At 62.6% G+C, this 23,165-nt stretch carries 22 protein-coding genes; 13 read left to right on the top strand and 9 right to left on the bottom strand.

Annotation, left to right across the window (positions count from 1 at the left end):
- Positions 1 to 22: 22 nt before the first annotated feature.
- Entirely contained in the window at positions 23 to 1,486 is a 1,464-nt protein-coding gene (locus M0D68_RS13915) for a glycosyltransferase family 9 protein (RefSeq protein WP_266224560.1), read from the bottom strand.
- 49 nt (positions 1,487 to 1,535) lie between these two features.
- Between M0D68_RS13915 and M0D68_RS13910 the strand changes: the two genes are divergently transcribed.
- Together M0D68_RS13910 and M0D68_RS13905 are read left to right on the top strand one after the other, a co-directional pair.
- On the top strand, positions 1,536 to 2,825 hold the full coding sequence (locus M0D68_RS13910; protein WP_266224558.1) for an O-antigen ligase: 1,290 nt from the start codon (positions 1,536 to 1,538) through the stop codon (positions 2,823 to 2,825).
- Between the two features lie 16 nt (positions 2,826 to 2,841).
- Positions 2,842 to 3,771, top strand: coding sequence for a glycosyltransferase family 2 protein (locus tag M0D68_RS13905; protein ID WP_200619782.1), 930 nt, complete (start codon positions 2,842 to 2,844; stop codon positions 3,769 to 3,771).
- Between the two features lie 52 nt (positions 3,772 to 3,823).
- Here the strand turns inward: M0D68_RS13905 and M0D68_RS13900 are convergent, their stop codons facing one another.
- A complete protein-coding gene (locus M0D68_RS13900) occupies positions 3,824 to 4,144 on the bottom strand; it encodes a hypothetical protein (RefSeq protein ID WP_200651599.1) in 321 nt (106 codons plus the stop codon).
- A gap of 292 nt (positions 4,145 to 4,436) precedes the next feature.
- Here M0D68_RS13900 and M0D68_RS13895 point away from each other — a divergent pair, with 292 nt between their 5' ends.
- From M0D68_RS13895 to M0D68_RS13870, 6 genes are all read left to right on the top strand, one after another.
- Positions 4,437 to 5,360: a recombination-associated protein RdgC gene (locus M0D68_RS13895; RefSeq protein ID WP_266224556.1), complete on the top strand. Its 924-nt coding sequence runs from the start codon at positions 4,437 to 4,439 to the stop codon at positions 5,358 to 5,360.
- A 253-nt stretch (positions 5,361 to 5,613) separates the two neighbouring features.
- The gene (locus M0D68_RS13890; RefSeq protein ID WP_093639468.1) at positions 5,614 to 5,964 is read left to right on the top strand and encodes a hypothetical protein; all 351 of its coding nucleotides are present in this window, start codon (positions 5,614 to 5,616) and stop codon (positions 5,962 to 5,964) included.
- 167 nt (positions 5,965 to 6,131) lie between these two features.
- Entirely contained in the window at positions 6,132 to 7,553 is a 1,422-nt protein-coding gene (locus M0D68_RS13885; RefSeq protein ID WP_200651602.1) for an HdeD family acid-resistance protein, read from the top strand.
- 366 nt (positions 7,554 to 7,919) lie between these two features.
- The gene (locus M0D68_RS13880; protein WP_200651603.1) at positions 7,920 to 8,837 is read left to right on the top strand and encodes a transglutaminase family protein; all 918 of its coding nucleotides are present in this window, start codon (positions 7,920 to 7,922) and stop codon (positions 8,835 to 8,837) included.
- A 114-nt stretch (positions 8,838 to 8,951) separates the two neighbouring features.
- A complete protein-coding gene (locus M0D68_RS13875) occupies positions 8,952 to 9,755 on the top strand; it encodes a transglutaminase family protein (RefSeq protein ID WP_093639725.1) in 804 nt (267 codons plus the stop codon).
- Positions 9,756 to 9,857: 102 nt separating this feature from the next.
- Positions 9,858 to 10,175 carry a hypothetical protein gene (locus tag M0D68_RS13870; RefSeq protein ID WP_200651604.1) on the top strand — a complete coding sequence of 106 codons (318 nt, stop codon included), beginning with the start codon at positions 9,858 to 9,860 and terminating at the stop codon, positions 10,173 to 10,175.
- 60 nt (positions 10,176 to 10,235) lie between these two features.
- Here the strand turns inward: M0D68_RS13870 and M0D68_RS13865 are convergent, their stop codons facing one another.
- The 7 genes from M0D68_RS13865 to M0D68_RS13835 form a co-directional block, all read right to left on the bottom strand.
- Complete coding sequence (locus tag M0D68_RS13865; protein ID WP_211703261.1) at positions 10,236 to 11,192, bottom strand: spore coat U domain-containing protein; 957 nt, start codon at positions 11,190 to 11,192, stop codon at positions 10,236 to 10,238.
- Positions 11,189 to 13,594: a fimbria/pilus outer membrane usher protein gene (locus M0D68_RS13860; RefSeq protein ID WP_266224553.1), complete on the bottom strand. Its 2,406-nt coding sequence runs from the start codon at positions 13,592 to 13,594 to the stop codon at positions 11,189 to 11,191. The genes M0D68_RS13865 and M0D68_RS13860 overlap by 4 nt, the downstream gene beginning before the upstream one ends.
- 115 nt (positions 13,595 to 13,709) lie before the next feature.
- Entirely contained in the window at positions 13,710 to 14,387 is a 678-nt protein-coding gene (locus tag M0D68_RS13855) for a fimbria/pilus periplasmic chaperone (RefSeq protein ID WP_308187590.1), read from the bottom strand.
- Between the two features lie 125 nt (positions 14,388 to 14,512).
- A complete protein-coding gene (locus tag M0D68_RS13850; protein WP_093639731.1) occupies positions 14,513 to 14,995 on the bottom strand; it encodes a spore coat U domain-containing protein in 483 nt (160 codons plus the stop codon).
- Between the two features lie 513 nt (positions 14,996 to 15,508).
- The gene (locus M0D68_RS13845; protein WP_200651606.1) at positions 15,509 to 16,717 is read right to left on the bottom strand and encodes an MFS transporter; all 1,209 of its coding nucleotides are present in this window, start codon (positions 16,715 to 16,717) and stop codon (positions 15,509 to 15,511) included.
- A 61-nt stretch (positions 16,718 to 16,778) separates the two neighbouring features.
- On the bottom strand, positions 16,779 to 17,264 hold the full coding sequence (locus tag M0D68_RS13840) for a VOC family protein (protein WP_093639737.1): 486 nt from the start codon (positions 17,262 to 17,264) through the stop codon (positions 16,779 to 16,781).
- 149 nt (positions 17,265 to 17,413) lie between these two features.
- Positions 17,414 to 19,054 (bottom strand): SH3 domain-containing C40 family peptidase, encoded by a 1,641-nt coding sequence (locus M0D68_RS13835; RefSeq protein ID WP_266224551.1) that lies wholly within the window; start codon positions 19,052 to 19,054, stop codon positions 17,414 to 17,416.
- A 233-nt stretch (positions 19,055 to 19,287) separates the two neighbouring features.
- Here M0D68_RS13835 and M0D68_RS13830 point away from each other — a divergent pair, with 233 nt between their 5' ends.
- The 5 genes from M0D68_RS13830 (at position 19,288) to M0D68_RS13810 (ending at position 23,043) form a co-directional block, all read left to right on the top strand.
- A complete protein-coding gene (locus M0D68_RS13830; protein WP_093639496.1) occupies positions 19,288 to 19,710 on the top strand; it encodes a molybdopterin-binding protein in 423 nt (140 codons plus the stop codon).
- A 179-nt stretch (positions 19,711 to 19,889) separates the two neighbouring features.
- Complete coding sequence (locus M0D68_RS13825) at positions 19,890 to 20,390, top strand: GAF domain-containing protein (RefSeq protein ID WP_200651608.1); 501 nt, start codon at positions 19,890 to 19,892, stop codon at positions 20,388 to 20,390.
- A gap of 172 nt (positions 20,391 to 20,562) precedes the next feature.
- Positions 20,563 to 21,639, top strand: a complete 1,077-nt coding sequence (locus M0D68_RS13820; RefSeq protein WP_200651609.1) for an aromatic ring-hydroxylating dioxygenase subunit alpha — start codon at positions 20,563 to 20,565, stop codon at positions 21,637 to 21,639.
- Between the two features lie 49 nt (positions 21,640 to 21,688).
- On the top strand, positions 21,689 to 21,856 hold the full coding sequence (locus M0D68_RS13815; protein WP_093639504.1) for a rubredoxin: 168 nt from the start codon (positions 21,689 to 21,691) through the stop codon (positions 21,854 to 21,856).
- Positions 21,853 to 23,043, top strand: a complete 1,191-nt coding sequence (locus M0D68_RS13810) for an NAD(P)/FAD-dependent oxidoreductase (protein WP_266211100.1) — start codon at positions 21,853 to 21,855, stop codon at positions 23,041 to 23,043. Before M0D68_RS13815 ends, M0D68_RS13810 begins: the two co-directional genes overlap by 4 nt.
- Positions 23,044 to 23,165 lie beyond the last annotated feature (122 nt).

Below are 23,165 nucleotides of genomic sequence, written 5' to 3'. Positions count from 1 at the left end.
CGTCTGCGGCGCCACTCGCCGCCTAAGCGGAGTAAGCCCGATTGGCTACCGTGGCCAACTGTGTTTCGATGGCGCTCATGACGTCGGCCGGCGCGATCTCATCCACGTCGCCGCTGCTCTGAATACCGATCGAGTGGCATTGTTCGGTCAGGCGCAGATAGGGCGGTTCGCGGTCGGAAAACAGCGAGACGCTCGGCGTTGGCGTGGAGTGCGCGATGTGCATCAAGCCGCCGTCCGCCCCCACAAAGAGGCTAGCCTGCGCGATCATTTCGCGCGACTGCAGCAACGTCAGCTTGCCGACGTATGACGTGATCTTTAGCGTGCCGAATGCTCGGTTCAACAATTCATCCGCTATCGCGACCCCGTTGTCGGAGCCAAGCAGAACTATTTGCTTCGGCATGTTCCGGTCGTCCGAGCAATCGATGAGTTCGAACAGCTCTCCCCATTGCCGGTAGGTGCGGTTCGCATCGATCCCGCCGACCGCAAACGCCAGAAACCGGTTGCCCGGCAGGAGCGGGAGAACCGAATCGTGGGTGCGCGCCTTCGCCGCCAGATACGGTTTGCTCATCGAAACGATTTCGCCGTCGCTGTAGCCGAGCGAGAAGACGTGGTTGATCGCGGCATGGCTGAAGGTGGTCTGATTGCGGTCCGGACCATAGAAGTACTGGAATAGGCACGCGTACGGCAGCTTGTTGAAATGTTTCGTCTTCAGCTTGATCGACGGCAGGTTGTACTCCGACATCAGGATCGCATCGTACTGGCGGTTGGAAAGATCCGGTAAGTTGGAAAAGACGTTCTTGAAGACATCGTCCTCCCCGAACAGCTTGTGCAGGTTCGGCAATGTGAAAAGGTCGATTTCGAATTCGCTGCCCTTCAGCAGCGCCCGCCCGGACATGTCCATCGTCGCGTCGCCAAAATTGCGCTTGCCGGTGTAAATCCACAGCAAGCGCTTGACCCCGGCGGCGTTTCTGAGTTGCAGGCGCGTCTGCCCGTGCCATTTGAGCAGCAGATGCTTGTGTAAGTACTTTTTGACGATATTCGCCCGTGAAGTCTTCTGCAGGAACACGTCGGGCTCGTGCGCCACGCCCGCATACGGGATGCGGGTGGAGCGGCTGACGGCCGTGTCCACGAGTCTTTTCACGGCGGCGGGTGCGCTGCGATAGAGCGCGCGCATTAATCGTTTCATTGCTCGAATGCTGGGGAAAATTCGGGGTCTCTCTGCCGGTGGGACGTTGCGGTGCGGTGCACCAAGGCCGGCCACTCGCCGCGGCGGAGCGTGTGGACCGTATGGTACAGCACACTCTTGCACGCTCTCGGGCAAGAGTGCCTTACGGACGGCAACGCCTCGAAGCCAGCGTGATTGCCCACGGCAGGGGCGCCGGTGCTTAATAATCGGATAGGAGCGGGAACCCGGTACAATGGCGAGGCCAAAATGTCCGGTTGCGCGCGCCAGTTGTCGCAACGGCCGGCTAAATTCATCAGACATGTCGACGCCCGCAAAAAAATCTTCCCTGAGTGTCAACTCACGAAATCTGTTGCCAGCGTTCTTCCTGCTCACATATCCGTCGGCCACCCTGCTGATACACGGTGCCGGCAGTGCATTGTCGATCGCGGCCGCAGTCATTTCGCTTGCTTTGCTGGCCTCGCCGAAATCCTGGACCGGCCTGCCGCCGCTCCAGTGGGACCGTGTCGATATCGCGCTGTGCGTCGCCATGGCGTGTCCGTTTTTTGCCGTGCTGCTCGGCGGCGTGTCGCACGGCACGGTGGTGGCCAGTACACTCGATTCGCCTTCCCGTTTCTTTGCCGCCGCGCCGCTGTTCCTGGTGTTGCGCCGCTGTTTGCCGCACTTGCTCGCGTGGAGCGATCTGTCGTTTGCGCTCGCCGGTTTGATGTCGCTCGGCATCCTGTTGATCGCGCCACGTGACTGGGGCTTCGGGCGGCTCAGCAGCACTTTTCTGAACCCGATTCACTTCGGCGATATCGCGTTGGTGATGGGCGTGCTGTCCATCCTGTCGCTGAACTGGTGGCGCAAGGACCGGCTGGCTGTGCGCGTCGTCAAGGTGGCAGGCCTCTTTGCGGGATTGTCCGCGTCGCTGATCACCGGCTCGCGTGGCGGGTGGGTGGCGATCCCGGTGGTCGCCGCGATGATTCTTTACTTGCGCAGTCGCGGCAAGTCACGCAAGTGGAACGTGCTGTTGCCGCTTGCGATCGTCGCGATTCTGGTCGGCGTGTACGTGTTTTCGCCGACCGCCCGCGACCGCGTCGGGGATCTTTCGTCGGATCTGGTGCAATACACACATGGCAACAAGGACACGTCGCTCGGTATCCGTCTGCAGCTGTACGAGGCGGCGGCGCGCATCGTAGCGAGCCATCCGCTGCTCGGTCTCGGCGGTGACGGCTTTCGCAACAGCATGCAGTCATTTGCCAATTCGGGGCTGCTCACACCTGTCGCTGCGGAGTTGGGCAGAGGTGAAGCGCATAACCAGATGCTTGCTTACATGACCGACTACGGCGTCATCGGCGGTCTTGCTGTGCTGGCCGTCTACGTCGTGCCGGGCGCGCTGTTCTGGCGGCGGCTCGCCGCGCCGGCCGGCCCGGCGAGCCGGGCCGCGCTGATGGGACTGACGTTTATCGTGGCTTTCTGGATTTTCGGTCTGACGGTCGAAACCTTCGATCTGAAGATGACCGTATCTTTCTACGCCATGGTCATCGCGATCCTTGCGGCTGCCTCCGCGTATGCGGACAGGAATGGCGTCAGCGTCGCCCACTCCGGCCGGCAGGCGGACCGTGCCGCCGCCAGCGCGCCGCGCACTCCCATTCAATGAGAATCGTCATCACCTCATGTTCAGCATCCTGATCCCAAGCTGGAACAACCTGCCGTACCTGAAGCTGTGTATCGACAGTATCCGCCGTCATTCGGCGTTCGATCACGAAATCATCGTGCATGTGAACGATGGCAGCGACGGCACGCTCGAATGGGTCCGCTCGGAAGGCATCCTGCACACGTGGAGCACGGGTAACGTCGGCGTCTGTCTCGCATTGAACGATGTGGCGCGACTCGCCACGCGCGACTGGATCCTGTTCCTCAATGACGATATGTTTTGCACGCCGGGCTGGGACCGCGCCTTCGAAGCGAGCTTGCGCGGGCTTGGCCATTCGTGCGCGTATCTGTCCGCGGCACTGATCGAGCCGACCGGCAGTGCGAATGTGAGCACGGCCGACTTCGGCACGGGCCCCGAGAATTTCGACGAAGCAGGTCTACTCGCGTACAGCGCCGGAATGAGGGCGACCGACCTCGACGGCGTCGCTTTGCAGCCGATGCTGATCAGCCGCCAGTTGTGGCATGCGGTGGGCGGTTACAGCATCGAGTTTGGCCCGGGCATGAGCAGCGACAACGACTTCCTGATGAAGCTGTGGCTCGTCGGCTGCCGTGTGTTTCGCTCGGTCGGCGCGAGCCGCATCTATCACTTCGGCTGCAAATCGACCGGCCGGATTCGCCGTAACCGTGGTGGCCGCGAGTTCCTGATGAAGTGGGGCATCTCGCAGCGTGATTTCGATCGCGAGTATATTCGGCGGACAGCTTCCGCCGCGCCCGGCTCACTACCCAACGTGCCGCGCGCACCGTTCAAAAGCCGCGTGAAGCGTGTGCTGTATGCACTCGGCCGTTATCCGTTCGAGGACCTGGAAGGCTGGGAGCCGGATCTTCCCTCGAAGCTGACGTTCATGACGCCGTTCGCCAAGCAGCCGGACGACAAGGCCGACGGGCATTAATCCTGTCGCACGGGCAATATCGCCGCGGCGCGCGCTGTTCAAGTCGCGCGCATTAGACTCCGCCCGTCACCAGCGGCAGCACCGTCAAATCCGGGTGTGTGCCGTCGACAATGCTGCGACCCACATGCACCCCTTCGTAGAGCGCATCTTCCACGCTGGCGAAGCTCTCTTCGCCATCCGGATGGAACGCCACCGCGTGCCCGGGGATGGCCGGGTCGGCGCCCGGGTGGCACACGTAACCGACATACGTGCAGCGGTTATCCGGCGCGGCCGACGGCTTCGTTTCGTCGGGCGGGTTTTTCGGAAAGGGCGCCACGTGAATTTCGAAACCCTCGTATTCCACCATCTGCCAAGGTGCGGTTTCATCGGCCATGGCCGCCTCCGTCTTTGTCGTGCGCTTCCCAAAAAGTCTAGGTGATTTGAACGCAAAGCGCGCCTCAAGACTGATGAGGCTAAACCACTATGGTTTGCACACGTCGCGTTGTTCGCGCTGTTAGAGCCGTGTTGATAGTCGATCTGTCGCTTAATAGATTTTCCGGTTTTACTTGAAAATCCTCGTTGCAGTGGCGCTGTATCGGCGCCGAGCGTGCGGGTACGCGCCCGACCGCGCCATCTTCGCCGCGTCATATAGAATGACGCGCTTTGCCCATACAAGACCCCCGCCAATGTGGTTCAAAAACCTTCAACTTCACCGTCTTCCCGCTCCGTGGTCCGTCACCCCTGAACAAATGGAGAAATGGCTCGCGCCGCACGCATTTGCGCCCGGCAACAGCGTCGAGATGCAAAGCCATGGCTGGGCGTCGCCACGCGACAACGACTCGCTGGTGTATTCGCTCCATGGCCAGATGCTGCTGACGTTTCGCGCCGAAAAGAAACTGCTGCCGGCTTCGGTCGTCACGCAAGTAACCAAGGCACGTGCGCTCGAACTCGAAGAGCAGCAAGGCTTCAAACCTGGCCGCAAGCAGATGCGCGAACTCAAGGAGCAGGTGACCGACGAACTGCTGCCGCGCGCTTTCAGCATCCGCCGCGATACGCGCGTGTGGATCGATACCAGGAACGGCTGGCTCGTGATCGACGCGGGCTCGCAGGCGGTTGCCGACGAAGTGCGCGGCCTGCTGGTGAAGTCGATCGATCAACTGCCGCTCGGCACCGTGCGTGTCACGCAATCGCCGGTTGCGGCGATGACCGAATGGCTGCTTTCCGGTGAAGGTCCCGCGGGCTTCACGCTCGACCAGGACACCGAATTGCGCTCGCCGACGGAAGGCAACGCGACGGTACGCTACGTCGGACATACTTTGGATGCCGAAGATATGCGCCGTCATATCGAAGCCGGCAAGCAATGCATGCGTCTCGCGATGACGTGGAACGATCGCGTGTCGTTCGTGCTGACGCCTTCGTTGATCGTCAAGCGCATCGCGCCGCTCGACGTCCTCAAGGAAGCGAGCGACCCCACCGCGCAGAACGACGATGAGCGCTTCGATTCCGACGTCACGCTGATGACGGCCGAACTCGACCGCATGCTGTGCGATCTGCTCGACGCGTTGGGTGGCGAGCAGGGCATGGAAATGCCGCAAGCCGCGGCCGCCTGAATGACGTTTGCCTGAGTGACATTCGCCTGAGCTGCGTTTATCCGCTGCAGGCCGGCGCGTCGCGAATGCTGCGCGCCGGCGCTTATTAAGCCAGATTATGGCTATCTGAATCCGGCTTAATAAAATTTACCCTTCATGTCCCGGCCGTCACACTGCTTGTGCTGACGGTGCAAGCCGTCAGGAACCTTCCGAACCACTGACGCGCGCCACGCTTTCCATCATGCGGGTCGCGTCATCCTGACCAGGACTCGACATGAAAATCGCCCACTTGATGATCGCCCTCGGCTTTGCCTGCGCCGTCTCCATCACATCCGCTGCCATGGCTGCCAACGCGACGTATCCATCCACGCCGCTGCCCGCGTACGCGCAGGACGAATTGCAGAAGGTGATCGACGACGCAACGGGGCCGTTGCCCGCTGCACATTTATCGACTGCGCCACAAAGCGCGGCAACCCCGCAAAGCTCTACCGCGTTGCCGAACGGTCTCTATGCCACCCCGCGCGTCACGCCGCACGATGATGAACCGCATGCGGCCGCGAGTGCGAGCAAGCGCGACGCACGTCCGTCGAAGGCGCATCGGCATGAGCGTCACAAGTACGTCTGAGGATCTTGCCGCGATCGTGTGGTGTCGATGCGCGATGCATTCGCGAAGCGGCGCTGCGTGAATGCGCCACCACGCGCAGACTACCGCTACACCGGACCCGTCCCCGCCAGCGCCGTGAATATGGTTAAGATTGCGATCATCAAGGCATCGATCACGGAGAGCTCGCGATGGTTCGACTGGTTATGATCCTGCTGGGTGTCGATTACCTGCGCACGCGCTGGCGCTCGTTGCAGTTGATCGGCTGGGTGAGCCTCGTGCTCGGCGTGGTGGTGTTCATCGACGCACTCGATAGCGCGCTCTATTTCCCGATTACGCCGTTTGCGTTGTTGCTGCTGCTCGAAGGGCTCGCCACGCTGACCGTCGCCTGGACCGGCATGGGCGGGCAACGCACGCTGCGCTATGTGAAGGGCATCGCATTCTGCTTTGCGGCGACGCTGATTCTCGCCGGCCATCATCACGGCAACTTCATTCTGTCGATGATCTTCGGCACGCTCTTTCTCGCCGACGGTCTGCTGCAGATCGTCTCGGCGAAGGTCGTTCGTTATCGCACCTGGCGGCTCGCGATGATCGGCGGCGGCGTTGAAATCGCGCTGGCGGTTTTCTTCTATCAACCTTATCCGACGCACTATGTGGGCACCGTGCCGTACTGTCTCGGCCTCGGTCTGATATTCGGCGGCTGGAACATGATTTTGCTGAGTACGCGCGTGCGGCGTCTTGCGTCGAATCCTGCAGTGGCGTCGGATGATGCAAGCGCGGATGCAGCCAACTCCGCCGCGAGTGCTGTTGCTCCCGGCCGATTGAGCGCGGTGGAATGGGACGGCCCGCCCAGCGCCGATGAAGACGCGTTGACGGTGCACGTGTGGACGCCGGTCGGCTCGGCCAAGGGCGAGGCGCGGCGGCAGTTGATCGTCGATCGCTATATCGCGGCGGTGGATCGTAACGGCGTGATATCGACCGGGCACGCCGCGCTCGAATCGCCTGAAGGCATCTACATCAGCTTGTATCCGGGCGTCGAAATCGATCGTTCGCCCGACGATTTTGCGCGGTTGCTGCGCGCGACGCGCGAGAACGATGTGCCCGGCGTATTTCAGCCCGATTACCCGACCGAATCGAAAGCGTGGTGTCCGTCCACGGTTCAGGTGCGCATACGCAATTACGATCCCGCGCGCCTGCGCCGCTTCTGGGACACCTATCGTCAGGACACGACCTACAACCTGACACACCGCAATTGCTCGAGCAGCGTATCGCGCGCACTGGAAGCGGCGATCGAGGGCGCGTCGGCGCGCGTGTGGGGCAACCTCGGCGGCTGGCGGCCGTTTCTGCGGGTGATGACGACGCCGGAGTTGTGGGTGGCCGCGCAACTGCGCAAACGCGCCGCAACGATGGCGTGGACACCAGGCCTCACACTCGACTATGCCCGCGCGCTTAGCATGCTCGCCGACCCGCGTCCGTCGGGCTGGGTGAAGATGGCGCGGCTCGCCGTGCGCAGAATGGTGCGTTCGCGGCAGGAATGGCGCGAGGAAGAGCGTAGCGCGCCGGCCGCACAGGAAGCAGGGGCCGGTCACACCGCCAGTACCGTGCGCGATTGAGGCGCTTGCGCGCGTGATACCGACACGCCGCACGGCCTGCCCAACTTCGACGTCGCGGTAAAAACTGCATGTGTATCAAGCGCTTGCCGATTTTGCCGGGTAGTTATACACAGATTTGCGAACAGATTCTGTTGATAACTTCCGCGTGCATGGCACCTCCGCCCAAATGAGTGATTTCAACCAATATGGCGGGTGTATGCTCAAAGCGAAAGCTTGTCGATGACAGCACCTCACCACGCTGAACCTTGTTCGTGGCTCTTTCAGGATCAAACCGTGCCGGGCGCCCAGCGCCTGCTGCGGCAGCAGGTTTTACCAGCGTGAACGTGATGCTCAGGACGAATCCAGTTGCATCCATCGGCCTGTCAGATGACTGAGCCACAGCGTTTCACGGTGCGTCATGTCAGCGTCTACCGTTACTCGGAACCCGTGCGGTTCGGCGAACACCGGATGATGTTCCGCCCGCGCGCCAGCCACGACCTGCGCCTCGTCACGAGCCGGTTGGTGATTACGCCCACGCCGTCGCGGCTGCACTGGCTGCACGACGTATTCGACAACTCCGTGGCAGTCGCGAGTTTCACGGGCAAGGCGAGTGAATTGCGCTTCGACAGCGAGGCGACGCTCGAACACTTCGAAACGCCCATGCCTGATTACGCGCTTGAACCGTACGCGGTGAACTGGCCGTTTGCGTACACGAACGAGGAAGCGTCCGATCTCGTGAACGCGCGCAGCCGCCAATATCCAGACCGCGACGTCGACGAATGGGCACGGCGCTTCGTGCCCGTGCCGGGCAGCGGCGGTGCGAGCGGCACGGGCGGCAAAAATGGCACCGGCGGCACGATGGCGTTGCTGCGCGCGATGACGCTCGACATAAAAAGCACGTTTTTCTATGTGCGCCGCACGGAGAAGGGCGTGCACCGTCCTGGCGACACCTTGCGCAACCGCAGCGGCAGTTGCCGCGATTTCGCCGTGCTGATGATGGACGCGGTGCGCTCGCTCGGCCTCGCGGCGCGTTTTGTGAGCGGTTATCTGTTCGTGCCCGACGTGCCCGAGCATGACGCGGTGCAAGGCGGCGGTGCGACGCATGCGTGGCTGCAAATCTATCTGCCGGGCGCCGGCTGGGTCGACTTCGATCCGACCAATAGCATCGTCGGCAATCGCCATCTGATTCGGGTGGCGGTGGCGTGGAACTACTACCAGGCGTTGCCGTTGTGGGGTACATGGCATGGCGCGTCGCATTCGTTTCGCGGTTTGCAGGTCGATGTGAGCGTGACCGAAGGTAAGTGAGGAGCGAGCCGGATGACTGGGCTCGTACAAATCGAACGTGTTAGCTGGGAGTGTCAACTCAGGTTGCTCACCGGGCGCGTCAACTGAATGTTTCAACTGGAAGAGGGCGTCGCGATGAAATTGCGCGTTGGCTACGAGCTGGTCTATGAGTGTGTGCAACCGACGCCGATGATGCTGATGTTGAACACGCACTATTCGCACGCGAAGGAAGTGCTGAGTCCGGATTTGCTGGCGGTCAATCCGCCGGTGCCGATCAGCCAGTATCGCGACGGCTTCGGCAATCTGTGCAGCCGGATCGTGGCGCCGCAGGGGTTGATAGAGTTTTCGACGAGCGCGGTGCTCGAGGTGTCGTCCGAGCCTGAGCGGCGGCCGCCGCTGACCGAGCAGCATCCGGTAGAGGCATTGCCTGACGATACCTTGGTGTTTCTGCTGGGCAGCCGATATTGCGAAACTGATTTGCTATCCGAATTTGCGTGGCAGACCTTCGGCAAGATGCCGCTCGGGCGCGGGCGCGTGGATGCAATCTGCAACTACGTGCACGAGCATATTGTGTTTGGCTACGACTTCGCGCGGCCGACCAAGACCGCGTGGCAGGCGTGGCAAGAGAGGAAGGGCGTGTGCCGGGATTTCGCGCATCTGGCCGTGGCGCTGTGTCGGGCGATGAATATCCCCGCGCGCTATTGCACGGGCTATATCAGCGATGTCGGCACACCGCCGCCCTACGCGACGATGGATTTTGCCGCGTGGTTCGAAGCCTATGTTGGCGGCTGCTGGCAGACCTTCGATCCGCGGAATAATGTGCCGCGCACGGGGCGGGTGTTGATGGCTCGGGGAAGAGATGCGGCTGACGTCGCGATCAGTAATGCGTTTGGGGCGACGCAGTTAATGAAGTTCGATGTTGTCTGTGAGGCGCTATAGATTTTTCTGCCGCTAAAGGCCTAAAAAAGCCTAAAGTTTTTCGCGTGAAATGCCGAAAAAACCGGAATCTCTACTCGCGCCGCGAGCCGATTCCGGACCGATATGATGCCCCGCAACACAGCCACCACGTTAGCGGCAATCCTGCTGGCAGTGCCAGCGTCAAAAGCATGCCCAACGGAGCTGGCTTCGATCCCGGTCAGTCTGACCGTGCAGGAAACCTGCGTCATCCAGTCGGTGGACGCGGCCATTACCGTTGCGAATCAACCGGCGGTTTCCTGTCTGCACGGGGCGCCATTCCAGATATCCCAGGTCGCATTCGACCCCGCCGCGTCGGACGAAACAACGCGAAATCAGGCGCAGCCGGTTCAATTCGTCGCCGCCCACGGCGCCCGGCAAACGATCTGGACGATCAACTTCTAGAAATCGTCCTTCGCCCGTTACGCGGGCGATCCCTCGGCCGGCAGAGCCAGTGCCCAAAGATCAAAAGCTGATCGTCGCGGTAATCGTGTCGCTGTAATTGCCGGGCATCGGCGTTGTCTGCGCCGGCACGCGGCCGTACACCGTGATCGACACCGCATTGCCACTGCCCGTGCCCGTTGCCATCGTCGTGCCCGCGGTGCCGTCACCCCATGCGCTCGTGTGGGCGGCATCCGTGTAAAGCTGGTAGTTCACCGCGCCGCCACCGCCCGTGCGCTGCATCTGGCGTGCCGCGACGCTGCCGCTCAATCCGCTGCTGAGCGCGATCTGATACGCGTCGCCGTTCGTGCAGCGCGCCGTGATCGCACCGCTCGCGTTTAACGCCGAACTCAGCACGCCCGTCGATGTGAAAGCAACGTTGGTCGCGCTGATCAGGCAGTTGTTCACCACCGTCGCGCTGGCCGTGAAGCCGAAGCTGCCGGCGCTCGTTGTCAGCGCGGCGCAGCCTGGTGCGAGCAGCAAGAAAAAACCATAGGTGAGCGAAGTCTGGCTCAAGGTCTGCGAGTACGTGGTGCTGGCGTTGCCGGTCGTGGGTACAGTTGGCTGATTGGCGGTGATCTGGCCGTAGAAGTTCACCGATGTCGTCGCGGTATTGCCGGTGACCGGCTTGTTGAGAGTCACCGAAATCGGTGTGGTGCCGAGCGTCGTCGAGCCCCATGGGAGCGAAAGGGCGGCGTCCTGATACAGGTTGTATTGCAACTGGTTGGCGCCGATCGTCAGCGCACGCGGGGTCGTGCCGCCCATGTTCAGACACACCTGCACGCTCGGCGTCAGCGTAATCGCAGGCCACGTGCACGAAATGCTGACTGTGCCGGTCGCAGCCACGGCGCTCAAGCCGATCGGGCTGACGTTGCCGAAGCTCAACGCCGACGGGCTCGCTGTACAGGTTTGCGCACTCGCACGCTGCGGCAACACGCCGAGCAGCGCGCATAGGGCGAGGAGCAGGACGAGCCGTCTCATCGCGTTGCCGCCGTGCCGGCAGCGGCTGTGCTGCCGCAGGTCAACGGTCCGAGCGTCGGCAGCGAGCCGTCGGCCGGACGCTGGTAGGCGAACTCGACGCTGCAATGGGTGGAGCCGGTGTCGATCTCGAGATGATTGTCGCGCTGCAGATTCTCGATGAAGGTCAGGCCGTCGTAGCCGACGATCGTGTCGCCCCCGCTTTCGACGTGATGCACGCGCGTGCCCGGCGGTAGCAGCTTGCCGTCGGCGCTGCGCAGAATCACCGAAGCAGCGCTGTAGCGCGTCACGGGAAAATTCGCCAGCACTCCCGTGAGGGACTTCGGCACAAGATCCATGGAGGTCGTGGCGATGCGCGCATCGGCGGGCAGGTTCATGCTGTCGATCGCGACCTGGTTGTGCTGGTACGCGTTCAGGTCCGGTATCAGCAGATGGCCGTTGCGGTCGGTCGTGCCGATCACGCGGTTTTCGTGCAGCACCGGCACGCCCGCGACGCCGTCGGTGGAGACCAGCGCAAAGCCGTCGTCGATACGCCGCGCCGGCTGGATGCTGTGATCCATCAGCACGATCGCGCCGCTTACGTCGAGCGAGGCATTCGCATGCCGGTCGACGTCCTGCGCGAGCGCCGTCACCTCCCCGTAGTTGCCGAGATACTGCGCCTGCGCCTGGCGGTACGGCACCGCGCCCGAGCCGCCCGCCTGCACGCCCCAACCCCAGCCGCCGGCATAGTCGGGTGGGCGCTGCGCATTGAGGTTGTAGGTCGACTGGCCGTTCTGACGGCCGACACTGGCATTGATCGCGGTGTTGTTGCCGAGGCCGAAGCTCGCGGTCAGGAATACGCCTTGCGCGTTGTGCTGCAGAAAGTCCTTGTAAGTGCTGAGCGTGAGCGAGGCCAGATTGCCGAAGTTCAGCGTGTACGAGAGCGAGCCGATCCGCGAGGCAGGAATGCCCGGAAAACGGTAGCCGATATAGCTGACTGACACGGTCTGGCGGCTGAAGAAGGGCAGCGCCAGCGTCACGCGGTCGGTGGCGGTGGGCACCGGCGTGCCGTCGCGCGCGGCCAGGTCGCCGTAGTTGCCATAGGCGCGCAGCGTCTGCGCATCGATCGAGAAGTGCGGTTCGATCAGCTGATAGCCGAGACCGAGTTGGGTGCCGGTCAGCTTGCCGGCGCTCGCGGACAACGAGCCGTTGATCACGCCGGCCATACCCATGCGCACCAGTGCACCGGCGCCCGCATTGACGAGGCCACCGGTGGCTTCCGCATGTCCTTCGAGTGTCAGCGTGTCGCTCATGCCGCGCCGCGCGGTGGCGCTGACCGCCGGGCGCGGATCGTAGGAAAACGAATCGATGCCGTACGCGCGGCGCAGAAATCCCGCCTCGAACGAATAGCTCGACAGGCCCGCTGCCAGCATGCGCGTATCGACGTAGAGCGGCAGCGAAGTCGAAATGGTGCGGCCGAGCGCGTCGTGCGTAATGACCGTTGCCACGCCCGCGCCGGTGATGCCCGGCACGTTGTTGACGATGAACGGCCCGCTTGGCACATTGCCGCTGAATTGCCGCACGTTGTTGATGTACAGATCCACCGCAGACGGCACGACGGCCGTGCCCGAGAGCGCCGGCACCGGAAACGTCACGAGGTCGGGACGCAGCGCGAAGTTGCTGCGCCACTGGAAGCCGCCGATGCGGATCGAACGGCTCCAGTCGAGCGAGGACGAAATGGTGTCGCCGAACTGCGTGGTGCTGAGCGTGGCCGGATTCGAGGTGCTCCACGCGGTGTCGTAGCGCACGTAGCGATGCAGATCGCGGTATAGATACGCGATACCGGTATTGCTCAGTACACCGGACGGGTCGAAGTAGCGCTCCTCGCTCCACAGGGCGAACTGCGCATTGGTGTCCGTTTGCGCGAACGCGTCGTAGTTGATCAGAAAGCCGCGCGATGCGGCGGCGTTCGGCGTTTGCGCTAACTCGCGCGTATCGAAGGTGTACGGCTTGCGGATCGCGTCGGGCACCTGCAGATCGATGGTCTGGAGCGACGCGTCGTATTTGTAGCGCAGGCCCGGGATCTGGTCGAGTTCGATCGAAGCGGTGTCGGCGGCGCCGAGCTTGTCGGTGGCAATGCCGATTTCGCTCAGGTCTTTCCCCGTGGCGCTGAGCCGGCCGCCGACGTCGCGAAAGTGCGCGATCAACGAGGTGCGCTGGCCGTTGAGCATGACTTCAAGATACAGATCACGGCCTGCCGCGACGTCCGGCGCGGTCTTCGCCGCGATGCGTTCGGCAGAGGCCTGACCGGGGGCTGGCGGCGCCATCGCTTGCGCGCCCGCCCGATTCACGCTCAGCAAGTTCAGCGTTGCCGCGAGCGTGACGGCATGCAGTCTCCATCCATGGCGTATTCGCCGTCGTGTCATTCTCATTGATTGCGTGGCGGTGCATCATGTGTGTTCCTGGCGACCCCGGCGCGATCTTGATCGGCCTTGCGTGCCTTTCGTCAGCACGTGTGTCGGCCCTTGAACCCTCGTGTGTTCACTCGACATTCACCGTCGCTTCAGCCGGCAGCGAATTGACCGCGGCACGTACCTTCAGCGGACCGTTCTGGCCGGCGTTGTCCGGCAGCGTGACCGGCCAGTGGCGTTCGCGGCCGGCCAGCGCGTAGCCAAGCAATCCTTTGTTGATCACGTAGGCGTTTCCTGCGTTGTCGATCAATTGCACGGCGGCGATCTGCGCGCGCTTTTTGCCCGCGTTGTCGACGCGCAGCAGCCAGCCTTGCGCGCCGCGTGACAGATGCCACGACAGCTTCGGCTGACCGATGTCGACGGACGGCTCGACGAACACCGGCACCGAGTAGCGCAGACGGATCGTCACGCCGCTGGTGGGCGCGGCATCAGGCTCGGGCAACTCGTCGATCAGCACGCGGTAGCCCTGTTCAGCATTCGATGGCTTCGCAGTCGTGCGCACCAGCCTCACCAACTGATCGGCATGCGCGCCGATCTGGATCAGCGGTGGGCTTGCGACCAGATCCTGAGTGGGCGTGAGCGTGTCTTCGCCGCTTGCCTGATCCCAGCGGAACACGCGAACCTGGCCGAACAGCGGCTTCTCGCCGGGGTTCTTCAACGTGATGCCGGTCGCGTTGGCATCCGCCGACATGTCGACCATCACCGGCGAAATTTGCAGCGTCGCGGCCTGCGTGGGTGGGGCCGTCAGACACCATGCGAATGCGCTCGCCGTCAGCAGGCGAAGAGGTCCGTTTATGGCGCCCGCGCCACGCGTGTTTGCAGACCACGTCCTTGCGAATCGCGTCGGTGCAGACCGCGTCCTTACTGACCGTATCAAAAGTAGACCGTGGCAGTGATGGTGGTCTGATAGGTGTCAGGTTTCGGGGTAGTCTGCGCCGGCACCTGGCCGTACACGACAATCGATTGCGCCGAGCCAGTGCCGGTGCCGCTGGCTGTGTTGGTGCCTTGCGTGTTGCCCCACAGGGTCGTATGGCCCGCATCCTGATACAGCTGGAACCCGACGGTGGTGGCGGTATTGCCGGTGGCCGTGCCGGCCATCAAACGGCTCGTTACGGTGGAGCCGGTGACCGTACCGGCGTCGAGCCCGACGTTGTACGGCGTGGTGTTGGTGCAGGTCACGGCGACCGTGGTCTGCTGGTTGATCGCGGTGCCGAGCACACCGTTGCTGCCGAAGTTCAGCGGGTTGGCGCTGATCGAGCAGTTGGCGTTCAACGTGAGCGTGACGGTGAAGGTGGTGACGGCGGTGCCGTTCGAATAGGTGGCGGCGCGCGCGAGCTGTAGAGGCAAACCGAACATCAAAGCGACGATGAGGCTGGACGACAGCAGTTTTTGTTTCATTACGAGACCTCGCAAACCGACAGGACGCGGATTTTCCAATTGCGCGGGCAGTTTGAAATTTCACTGGCTAGATTGTCGGTCTATTTGCCGGATATTTCAGTGGAGCGTAATTGTGTTATGCAATGACCATCGCAATTGATGAAATTAAGTCTACACCAGACTTTCTTCATAATACAAATTGTTGTGTTGGGAAATTTATTCGAAATATCTGGCGTGGGCAGTGTGGGCGAAGCAGGGAAATTGAGGAATTAGGAAATTATTTCTATGTGCAGGTTCGGGAAAATACCTAATTCAGGTAGTTTTTTCTAATAAATGCGAATATTTTTTGATGTGCGGAATTTGCATGATTGTGTGCGTTGAGTGGCCTATTTAATGCCAATTGACTTATTTGAAATTCGCGCGATTAAATCTCCGGCTGGTGTAAATGTCACGCAATGTTAATTATTGCTTTCAGTCAGCGCGTGCGCGGCGTCATTCGCCAAGCGCGAGCACGCGCTTGCGCCGCAACAGCGCCGAGCCGATCGACACCGTCACGCCGATGCAGCCCATCGCGACCGAAAGCGCCACGATCAGCAGGCCGGTTTGTGCCCGTGCGGAAAACACACCGACCAGCAAGCCCGCGAGTGGTTGCGTCATGTTGTTCAACAGGATCACCACGCCGGTTGTCTTGCCGTAGTCCTCGGGCGGAATGATTTTCTGCCGTGCGCTGCGGATGTAGACGTTGAACATCTTGTCGAAGCCGACAATCAGCAGGAAGCCGAGCGCATAACCCCAGGGCGCGGCGCTCGCGCCGGCGATCACGCCGCCGGCACAGATTGAAATGAAGGCGACCCGGCCGAGTGTCTGCGCAGGCCAGGCGTTGCGTGCGATCGTCAGGAGAATCAACACCGTCGCCACGGCGCCCGCGGTTTGCAGGCCAGCATAGTAACGGTTCGATTGTGCGTGAAAGCCGGTCACCATCGCGGCGGATGTCGCGAGCGTCACGCCGATCACCAGGTTTTCGGCGGCGGCGAGCAGCACGACTTTTTTCAGACCGGGCAGCATCAGCACATGGCGCAACGCGGTGCGCAGGGGCATCGTCCAGTGACCGGGTGCAGCGCGAGGTGGATCGCCGGCGCGGAAACCGCTGGTGCGTTGCCACAGCAGCAGCGCCCCATCGGCAAACAGAAACAGCACGCCGGTTGCACCGACCACCCATTCCCAGCGCCACAAGCCGAGCAGCAGTGCGGCCAGCATCGGGCCGAGTACGAAACCCAACTGGTCGGCCAACTGCGAGTAGGCGAGGACACGCTGGAATTGCTGTGTGCTGAAGATTTGCGGCAGCATCACTTCGCGTGCGACCAATCCTTGGCTCGTGAGTACACCGCACAAGGCCGACAGCGCGATCAACCAGCCGATGCCGCCAAACAGCACATACGCCAGCACGCCACCGAAACACACCAGTGCCCGTACGGTCTGGCTCACGCGCATCAGCTTGAGCGGCGAGATGCGGTCGCACAAGGCGCCGAAGAAAGGAAAGACCAGGTAGCGCGGCAGGGTTTCGATAAAAAACGCGAGCCCCGACCACGAGACCTGGTGCGTCGTCTGAAACACGACGAGTGGAACGAGGAACAGCAGGACCTGATCGGCGAGACGCGCGACAAACAGCGAGCAGAAGAAAGCCTGATGGTTGACACGCACCGTTCATGTCCCGCCGTTTATGGGTCGAGACCGATCCTATCAAAGATCGAAGGGCCCCAACTTATTGCTTGCCGCACTCCGCGCCTTGCATCCCCTGCATGCCTTCCTGAATCTGTTCCGGCGTCAGGTCGCGCTTGTGCGTGGCGAGCGACCAGCTGTGGCCGAACGGGTCCTTCAACTGACCGTAGCGGTCGCCCCAGAACATGTCGGCAGGCGGCATGACGACGGTCGCGCCGGCCTCGACGGCCTGCTTGAAACTGGCGTCGACATCCTCGACGTAGTAGTGAATCGTGACCGGCGTGCCTTTCAGCGCGTTCGGGCCCAGCGCGTTGTGGTCGGGCCATTCGTCGGTCAGCATCAGCATGGAGTCGCCGATCTTCAGGCTGGCGTGCATCACTTTGCCGCCGGGACCGGGCAGACGGTGTTGCTCGACGGCGTTGAAAGCCTTGATGTAGAACGCGATGGCTTCCGCGGCGTTGGCGCAAATCAGATACGGGGTAAGCGAGTGCATCCCGTCCGGGATCGGTTTGACAGCAGGGCTGGACATGACGGCGACTCCTTGAATTAACAGGTTCGTGAGTTGAAAGACCGGCTGCGCGAGCCAGGCCTTCAACGTTACGACGAGTGGATCACCGTCGAATCGACACTCCGGGAAAAATATTTTTTGAGCACGCCCGTGCGGTGTGGTGCGATGAGTCAGCCGGCCGGATTGTCGTCGTCCGGCGGTGCGGCGGGTGAGGAAGGGGTCGCCGGCGTCGCCGCGCCGCCGCCCGGCGCGCCGAGAATGCTGATCTGGAACGTCGGCGTGGCCGCGAGCGATTGCAAGGTCGCGTCTTCCGGGATGTGCTCGAACAGCGGCAGGATCACCGAGCCGCCGATCACCGCGCGCCGGCTATTGTCGGCCGGACGCAAGCCCCACACGTCCTGGTAGACCACCGGCACGGCCATGCCGTTGCGGGTCGTGTTGCCGATGTACAGCATCACATGCCCTCCAATGTAAATCAGCGTGCGTAGCGGTTCACCATGCTGGGCGAGGTAGTCGAGCCGTTGCGCCGGCGTCGACGCGGATAGATCGATCATGCGTCCGGCGCTCATCTGCGTCGACGAATGGCGCGGCAGCCACACGCCGAACGCCGCGAAGATGCTTTGCAGTTCCGACGAACAGTCGTTGTAGAGGCCGCTATTGCCCCAGCCGTACGGCCGGCCGATCAGCGTTTTCATCAGCATTGCCAGATGCCGCGGGGTGGCGGCGAGTGGCGTCGGAGCGATCTGGGCATCGCTCAGTTGGGCGGTGCGGATGATCGCGTGGCCGTCCACATCGCGGGCCGGGACGAGGAGTTTGCGTGCGGCGGTGGCGCTGGCAGCTTCGCTCGCGGGTTTATTTGCCTGAGGTGCCAGCCGCATGGCGTTGTCCGGGGCGAGCGGCAGCAGCGTACCGGCGGGCGCGTCGAAACGGAACACACCGCGGCTGTCGCGCACCGGCGCTGAGGCGACTATCACGGCGCCCAGAGACTTCGCGGTGGCGGCGCGCCACGTGTCGACGAAGGCGTCGTCAGTCAGGCCGACGCCTTCTGTGCGCACCCAGCCTTGCATGTCGGGCGTCTGCACGTAGCGCCACGCGCCGTCGACGCTGCTGCCCAGCACATACAGCGGCGTGCCAGGGCGGACGGCGGAGATCTGCAGGTTGTCGAACGGATAGCCTTCGCCGGCGAGGTGGTGATCGTAGAACGACGGGTCCGTGGTTGGCAGTTCGCGCACCATCAGGTTGCCGGTGGCGATCGCGCGGCGCTCGGGCTGGTAGACGGCCTTCTGCGTGAACTGGCCGACGTCCATGTTTTGCGCAATGGCGTCGATCCATGCCTTATCGTGCGGACGGAAATTCTCGCCGTAGCCGAGCGCCGCACCGCTCTTGCCGGTGTTGTCGAACTTGTCGATGCGGCGCTGCTGCAGCGCGACAATGTCCGCGCCTTGCTGGCGATAGACGCGCATCGCCACGTAAGCGGAATTCCATGGCGACGGCGCGCTCGTGCCGGTGCCGAAATAGCGCGCGTAGAGGGCGCTGAAGTGTGCCTGCTGATCCGCGGGACTCAGGAACGGCTGGTCGTAGCCGGGGTTATCCGGTTCGAGCCAGTGGTCGACGTTCTGGTCGTAGTTGGCGATCGGGAACAGTGCGACGGTGTCGACGCTGGTATGGGCATCTCGGGTCGGCGCTGGATTGCTGCAGGCGGCGAAGGTAGCGGCGGCTGCGAGCGCGGCGCATAGCGTGGCGGCACGGCGGGCGTGCGGCAAGCGGGCGGCGAGGCGTGCGGCAAAGCGGGGCAGAACAGCGACAGGCATGGAGTTCGACGGTGATGGTCCAAGGGCCCGATGATACGGTGTCGCGCGGTGGCCGCGGCGCTATGAGTGTATTTACACAACGCTTATGTGGTTTCATTGGGGTTCGAATCGTCAATAGCGGCTGTGCCATACCGCACTTCACGTGCGAGCGACCACACATGCCGAGCGTTTCCTTACACTCGACACATTGCCTCGAAGCGTCTTTCACGAGGCTCCACAACCAGGAGAACAACATGCAAACCAGCGCACGCAATCAATTCGCCGGCGAAGTCGCCGAAGTCAAACACGGTGCCGTGAACGACGAAGTCACGTTGCGCACCCCGGACGGTCTCGAGATCGTCGCAATCATTACGCACGGCAGTGCGACGTCGCTCGGCCTCGCTGCCGGCAAGAAAGCTTTTGCGCTGGTCAAGGCGTCGTCGGTGATCGTGATGGTCGACGTCGCGAAGAGCCAGGTGTCGGCGCGCAATTGCATCGCCGGTACGGTGTCGGCAGTGACCAAGGGCGCGGTGAATTCGGAAGTGACCATCAGCGCGGGCGGCGCGCAGATCGCCGCGATCATCACCAATGAAAGCGTCGACCGCCTCGGCCTCGCGAGCGGTAAGGCGGCGACGGCGATCTTCAAGGCATCGAGCGTGATCATCGGCGTCGAATGACGATCGATGCATGGCGTTGTTTGCAGGCTTGACGTCTGGACAACGCTTTATCAGGGCGCTCGTGGATCGAACGGAAAGAGGGCAGCATGCGCAGCGCGGCGTGCCGTGAAGGAAACGGCGGCTTGATTTACACTGCACGCCTCGCTCTTCCTCTTTCCGCTTTCATTACGGACGCCGTCATGTTCGAAGTCTCCTCCGCCTCGCATCTCCCCAAAGCCGCGCAATACGAAGAACTGGTCGCCCAGGCGCGCGCGCTGCTCGCCGGCGAAACCGACTGGATCGCCAACGCCGCGAATTTCTCCGCGTTCGTGTTCCATTCCCTGAGCGATCTGAACTGGGCCGGCTTCTACTTCCACGACGGCCGCGAACTGGTGGTCGGACCTTTCCAGGGCAAGCCCGCTTGCGTGCGCATCGCGCTCGGCAAGGGCGTGTGCGGCACGGCGGCGCAAACCCGTCAGACGCAAGTGGTGCGCGACGTGCATGAATTCCCCGGTCATATCGCCTGCGATTCGGCGTCGCAATCGGAAATCGTCGTGCCGCTGGTGGCGGCGGATGGCACGCTGATTGGCGTGTGGGATGTCGACAGCCCGGTCGTCGCGCGCTTCGATGAAGAAGACGCGAAGGGCATGGAAGCACTGTGCGCAGTGTTTATCGAAGCCGCGCTGCCGCGCGCAGCATAGGCGTTTCAGGCGGCGCTGATCCAGTGGCGCGGTGGCACCCTATGCATTTTCATACATAGACTAGATGCATTTCAGGGGATGGGTCGGCGGACCTCATCCCGCTATCGTTCTCTCCACGCGCTCAGGAAAACACATGAGCGCGACGAACCCCCACCAGGTTTTGGAGACATGCATGAGTTCCGCCACCGCTACTGCCACCGCCGCCACCACCAGGCCGCTGACATTCCAACGTTCCCCCGCTTTACCCCGCAATTGCACCTTCGATAGCCACGACTGGGAGATTCTCAGCCGCTACTGGCATCCGGTGGTGTTCGCTGCCGAGGTGACTGACAAACCCATCAGTGTGACGCTGCTCGACGAGCCTCTGGTCGTATTCCGCTCGAACGGCCAGTTGGTAAGCGCGCGCGATATCTGTCCGCATCGCGGCGCGCCGCTCAGCCAGGGGTGGGTCGATAACGGCAATATCGTGTGCCCGTATCACGGCCTCGCGTACGGCAACGACGGCAAGTGCAAGCACATTCCGTCGCAAACGGACGGCCCGATTCCCGAGCGCCTGCATCTTGTCACGTATGCGACGCAGGAAGCGTACGGCCTCGTGTGGGTCTCGCTGGGTGGAGGCACCGAAGCGTTGCCCGCGTTTCCCAACTGGGACGATCCCGACTTCCAGCAGATCCTGCCGCCCTCTATCGATATCAACGCTTCGGCGGGACGTCAGACCGAAGGCTTCATCGACGTCGCGCATTTCGCGTGGATCCACCACGACAGTTTCGCAGACCGGCATAACCCGGTGGTACCGCAGTATTCGGTCGAGCGGCGCGAACGCGGCATGCACGCGGAGTACGTAAGCACGGTCAGCAACTTCCCGAAGTCGATGCAGCATCGCGCACCTGAGGGCTATCTGTGGCATCGCTTCTTCGACGTGGACGTGCCGTTCTTTGCGCGCCTGACCGTGCACTTTCCCGACAACGGCCGCCTGTCGATCCTGAATGCCGCGAGCCCGGTGTCGGCGCGCAAGACCCGTCTGTTCGTGCCGATCGTTCGCAACTTCGATAAGGATTTACCGCTCGAGGACGTCTACGCGTTCAACCGTCAGGTGTTCGAAGAAGACCGTGCGATCGTCGAACAGCAGCGCCCGGAAGATCTGCCGATCGATCGTGCGGCGGAAGCGCCGATTCTCGCCGACCGTTCGTCGGGTGCCTACCGTCGGGCGCTGGCCGAGATCGGCCTCGGCCAGGCCTATGTGCGCTAGTTCGCGGTGCGGGCTCGTGATGGGTGATTGGTGATTCGGGAGAGAAGTCATGAAAGTATGGGAATGCGTGATCTGCGGCTTTCGCTATGACGAAGCACTGGGTCTGCCGGAAGCGGGCATTGCGCCGGGCACGCGTTGGGAAGATGTACCGGACGACTGGTTGTGCCCCGACTGCGCGACCGGCAAACACGACTTTGAAATGCAGGTGATCGCATGACGGCCGCTCAGCATGAAGACAAAGGACAGCCGGTGGTGATCGTCGGTACGGGCATGGCGGGCTATACGGTTGCGCGCGAATTGCGCAAGCTCGATAGCACCGTGCCGATCGTGATGATCAGCCGCGACGACGGCAGCTTCTATTCGAAGCCGATGTTGTCGAATGCACTGGCGATGAAGAAAGAGCCGCAGGCGTTGGCGAGTTGCGACGCCATGGCGATGGCGGCGCAACTGGGCGCGTGGATTCGTGTCAATCAGCGTGTGGAGCGCATTTTGCCGGCCGAGCACACGCTGGTGGTCGACAACGCGTTGCTCGGCTACAGCAAGCTGGTGCTGGCCATGGGCGCGGACCCTCGGCGCCTGAAGGTGGCGGGTGATGGCGCGGCCGACGTGATGTCGATCAACGACCTTGGCGATTACGCGCGCTTCAGATTGGCGCTCACGCGTTGCCGCTCGGTGGCGATTCTGGGCGCGGGTCTGATCGGCTGCGAGTTTGCCAACGATCTGGCCGCCGCCGGTTATGCGGTCAACCTGATCGATCCGGCTTCCACGCCGCTGGCTCGCTTGCTTCCGCAAGATGTGGGTGAGATTTTCGCCCGCGCGCTTGACGATGGCGGCATCCGTTTTCATCCTGGCCGCAGTGTGGATCGTATCAATCGCTTGTCGGACGGTTATCGGCTGACGTTCGCCGACGGTGAGCCGATCGTTGCGGATCTGGTCGTGTCGGCAGTCGGCCTTGTGCCGCGTACGGCGTTGGCGGCTGCTGCGGGTCTCGAGATCGATCAGGGCATTCGAACCGATGCGTGGTGCCGCACCAGCGCACCGGATATCTACGCACTCGGCGACTGTGCCGCGATCGACGGCAAGGTGCAGCCGTATATCCTGCCGATCATGCACGCCGCGCGAGCGCTCGCGCGCACCCTGGCCGGGCAGCCGACCCGCGTCGCTTTTCCGGTGATGCCGATTACCGTGAAGACGCCCGCGAGTCCCGCCGTCGTCGTGACGCCCGAGGGCGAGGGCGCGTGGTCGATCGAAACCACCGGCGACGCCGTGAAACACGCGGCGCGCGCCGTGTGCCGGCATGCCACCAGCGAGCGTCCGTTGGGCTTCGCCTTGCTCGGCGCGGCGATCGAGGGCAAGGCCGCCCTGATCAAGGCCATGACAGAGGGGCCATTAGCGACTAGCTGACCCATAACAACGTTCCGTCTGACCGACCTCACTTTGTGATCGCTCGGTGTTTTAAGGGCCTGTCACCTGCAACACATCCGATGATCGCATTCGCGCCGCAAGCTCTGCTTGCGGCGTTTTTT

It is taken from the genome of Paraburkholderia sp. SEWSISQ10-3 4 (genome assembly GCF_030464785.1).
Lineage (GTDB): Bacteria > Pseudomonadota > Gammaproteobacteria > Burkholderiales > Burkholderiaceae > Paraburkholderia > Paraburkholderia aspalathi.
The sequence above is the reverse complement of the archived record's forward strand: the minus strand, read 5'-3'. Positions and strand labels throughout refer to the sequence as shown.

Coding starts and splice junctions, on each gene's coding strand:
- M0D68_RS13885 (WP_200651602.1), top strand. CDS start 6,132: ATGGTTCGACTGGTTATGATCCTGCTGGGTGTCGATTACCTGCGCACG.
- M0D68_RS13905 (WP_200619782.1), top strand. CDS start 2,842: ATGTTCAGCATCCTGATCCCAAGCTGGAACAACCTGCCGTACCTGAAG.
- M0D68_RS13875 (WP_093639725.1), top strand. CDS start 8,952: ATGAAATTGCGCGTTGGCTACGAGCTGGTCTATGAGTGTGTGCAACCG.
- M0D68_RS13815 (WP_093639504.1), top strand. CDS start 21,689: ATGAAAGTATGGGAATGCGTGATCTGCGGCTTTCGCTATGACGAAGCA.
- M0D68_RS13835 (WP_266224551.1), bottom strand. CDS start 19,054: ATGCCTGTCGCTGTTCTGCCCCGCTTTGCCGCACGCCTCGCCGCCCGC.
- M0D68_RS13840 (WP_093639737.1), bottom strand. CDS start 17,264: ATGTCCAGCCCTGCTGTCAAACCGATCCCGGACGGGATGCACTCGCTT.
- M0D68_RS13850 (WP_093639731.1), bottom strand. CDS start 14,995: ATGTTCGGTTTGCCTCTACAGCTCGCGCGCGCCGCCACCTATTCGAAC.
- M0D68_RS13870 (WP_200651604.1), top strand. CDS start 9,858: ATGATGCCCCGCAACACAGCCACCACGTTAGCGGCAATCCTGCTGGCA.
- M0D68_RS13915 (WP_266224560.1), bottom strand. CDS start 1,486: ATGTCTGATGAATTTAGCCGGCCGTTGCGACAACTGGCGCGCGCAACC.
- M0D68_RS13810 (WP_266211100.1), top strand. CDS start 21,853: ATGACGGCCGCTCAGCATGAAGACAAAGGACAGCCGGTGGTGATCGTC.
- M0D68_RS13820 (WP_200651609.1), top strand. CDS start 20,563: ATGAGTTCCGCCACCGCTACTGCCACCGCCGCCACCACCAGGCCGCTG.
- M0D68_RS13830 (WP_093639496.1), top strand. CDS start 19,288: ATGCAAACCAGCGCACGCAATCAATTCGCCGGCGAAGTCGCCGAAGTC.
- M0D68_RS13900 (WP_200651599.1), bottom strand. CDS start 4,144: ATGGCCGATGAAACCGCACCTTGGCAGATGGTGGAATACGAGGGTTTC.
- M0D68_RS13895 (WP_266224556.1), top strand. CDS start 4,437: ATGTGGTTCAAAAACCTTCAACTTCACCGTCTTCCCGCTCCGTGGTCC.
- M0D68_RS13825 (WP_200651608.1), top strand. CDS start 19,890: ATGTTCGAAGTCTCCTCCGCCTCGCATCTCCCCAAAGCCGCGCAATAC.
- M0D68_RS13865 (WP_211703261.1), bottom strand. CDS start 11,192: ATGAGACGGCTCGTCCTGCTCCTCGCCCTATGCGCGCTGCTCGGCGTG.
- M0D68_RS13880 (WP_200651603.1), top strand. CDS start 7,920: ATGACTGAGCCACAGCGTTTCACGGTGCGTCATGTCAGCGTCTACCGT.
- M0D68_RS13890 (WP_093639468.1), top strand. CDS start 5,614: ATGAAAATCGCCCACTTGATGATCGCCCTCGGCTTTGCCTGCGCCGTC.
- M0D68_RS13860 (WP_266224553.1), bottom strand. CDS start 13,594: ATGACACGACGGCGAATACGCCATGGATGGAGACTGCATGCCGTCACG.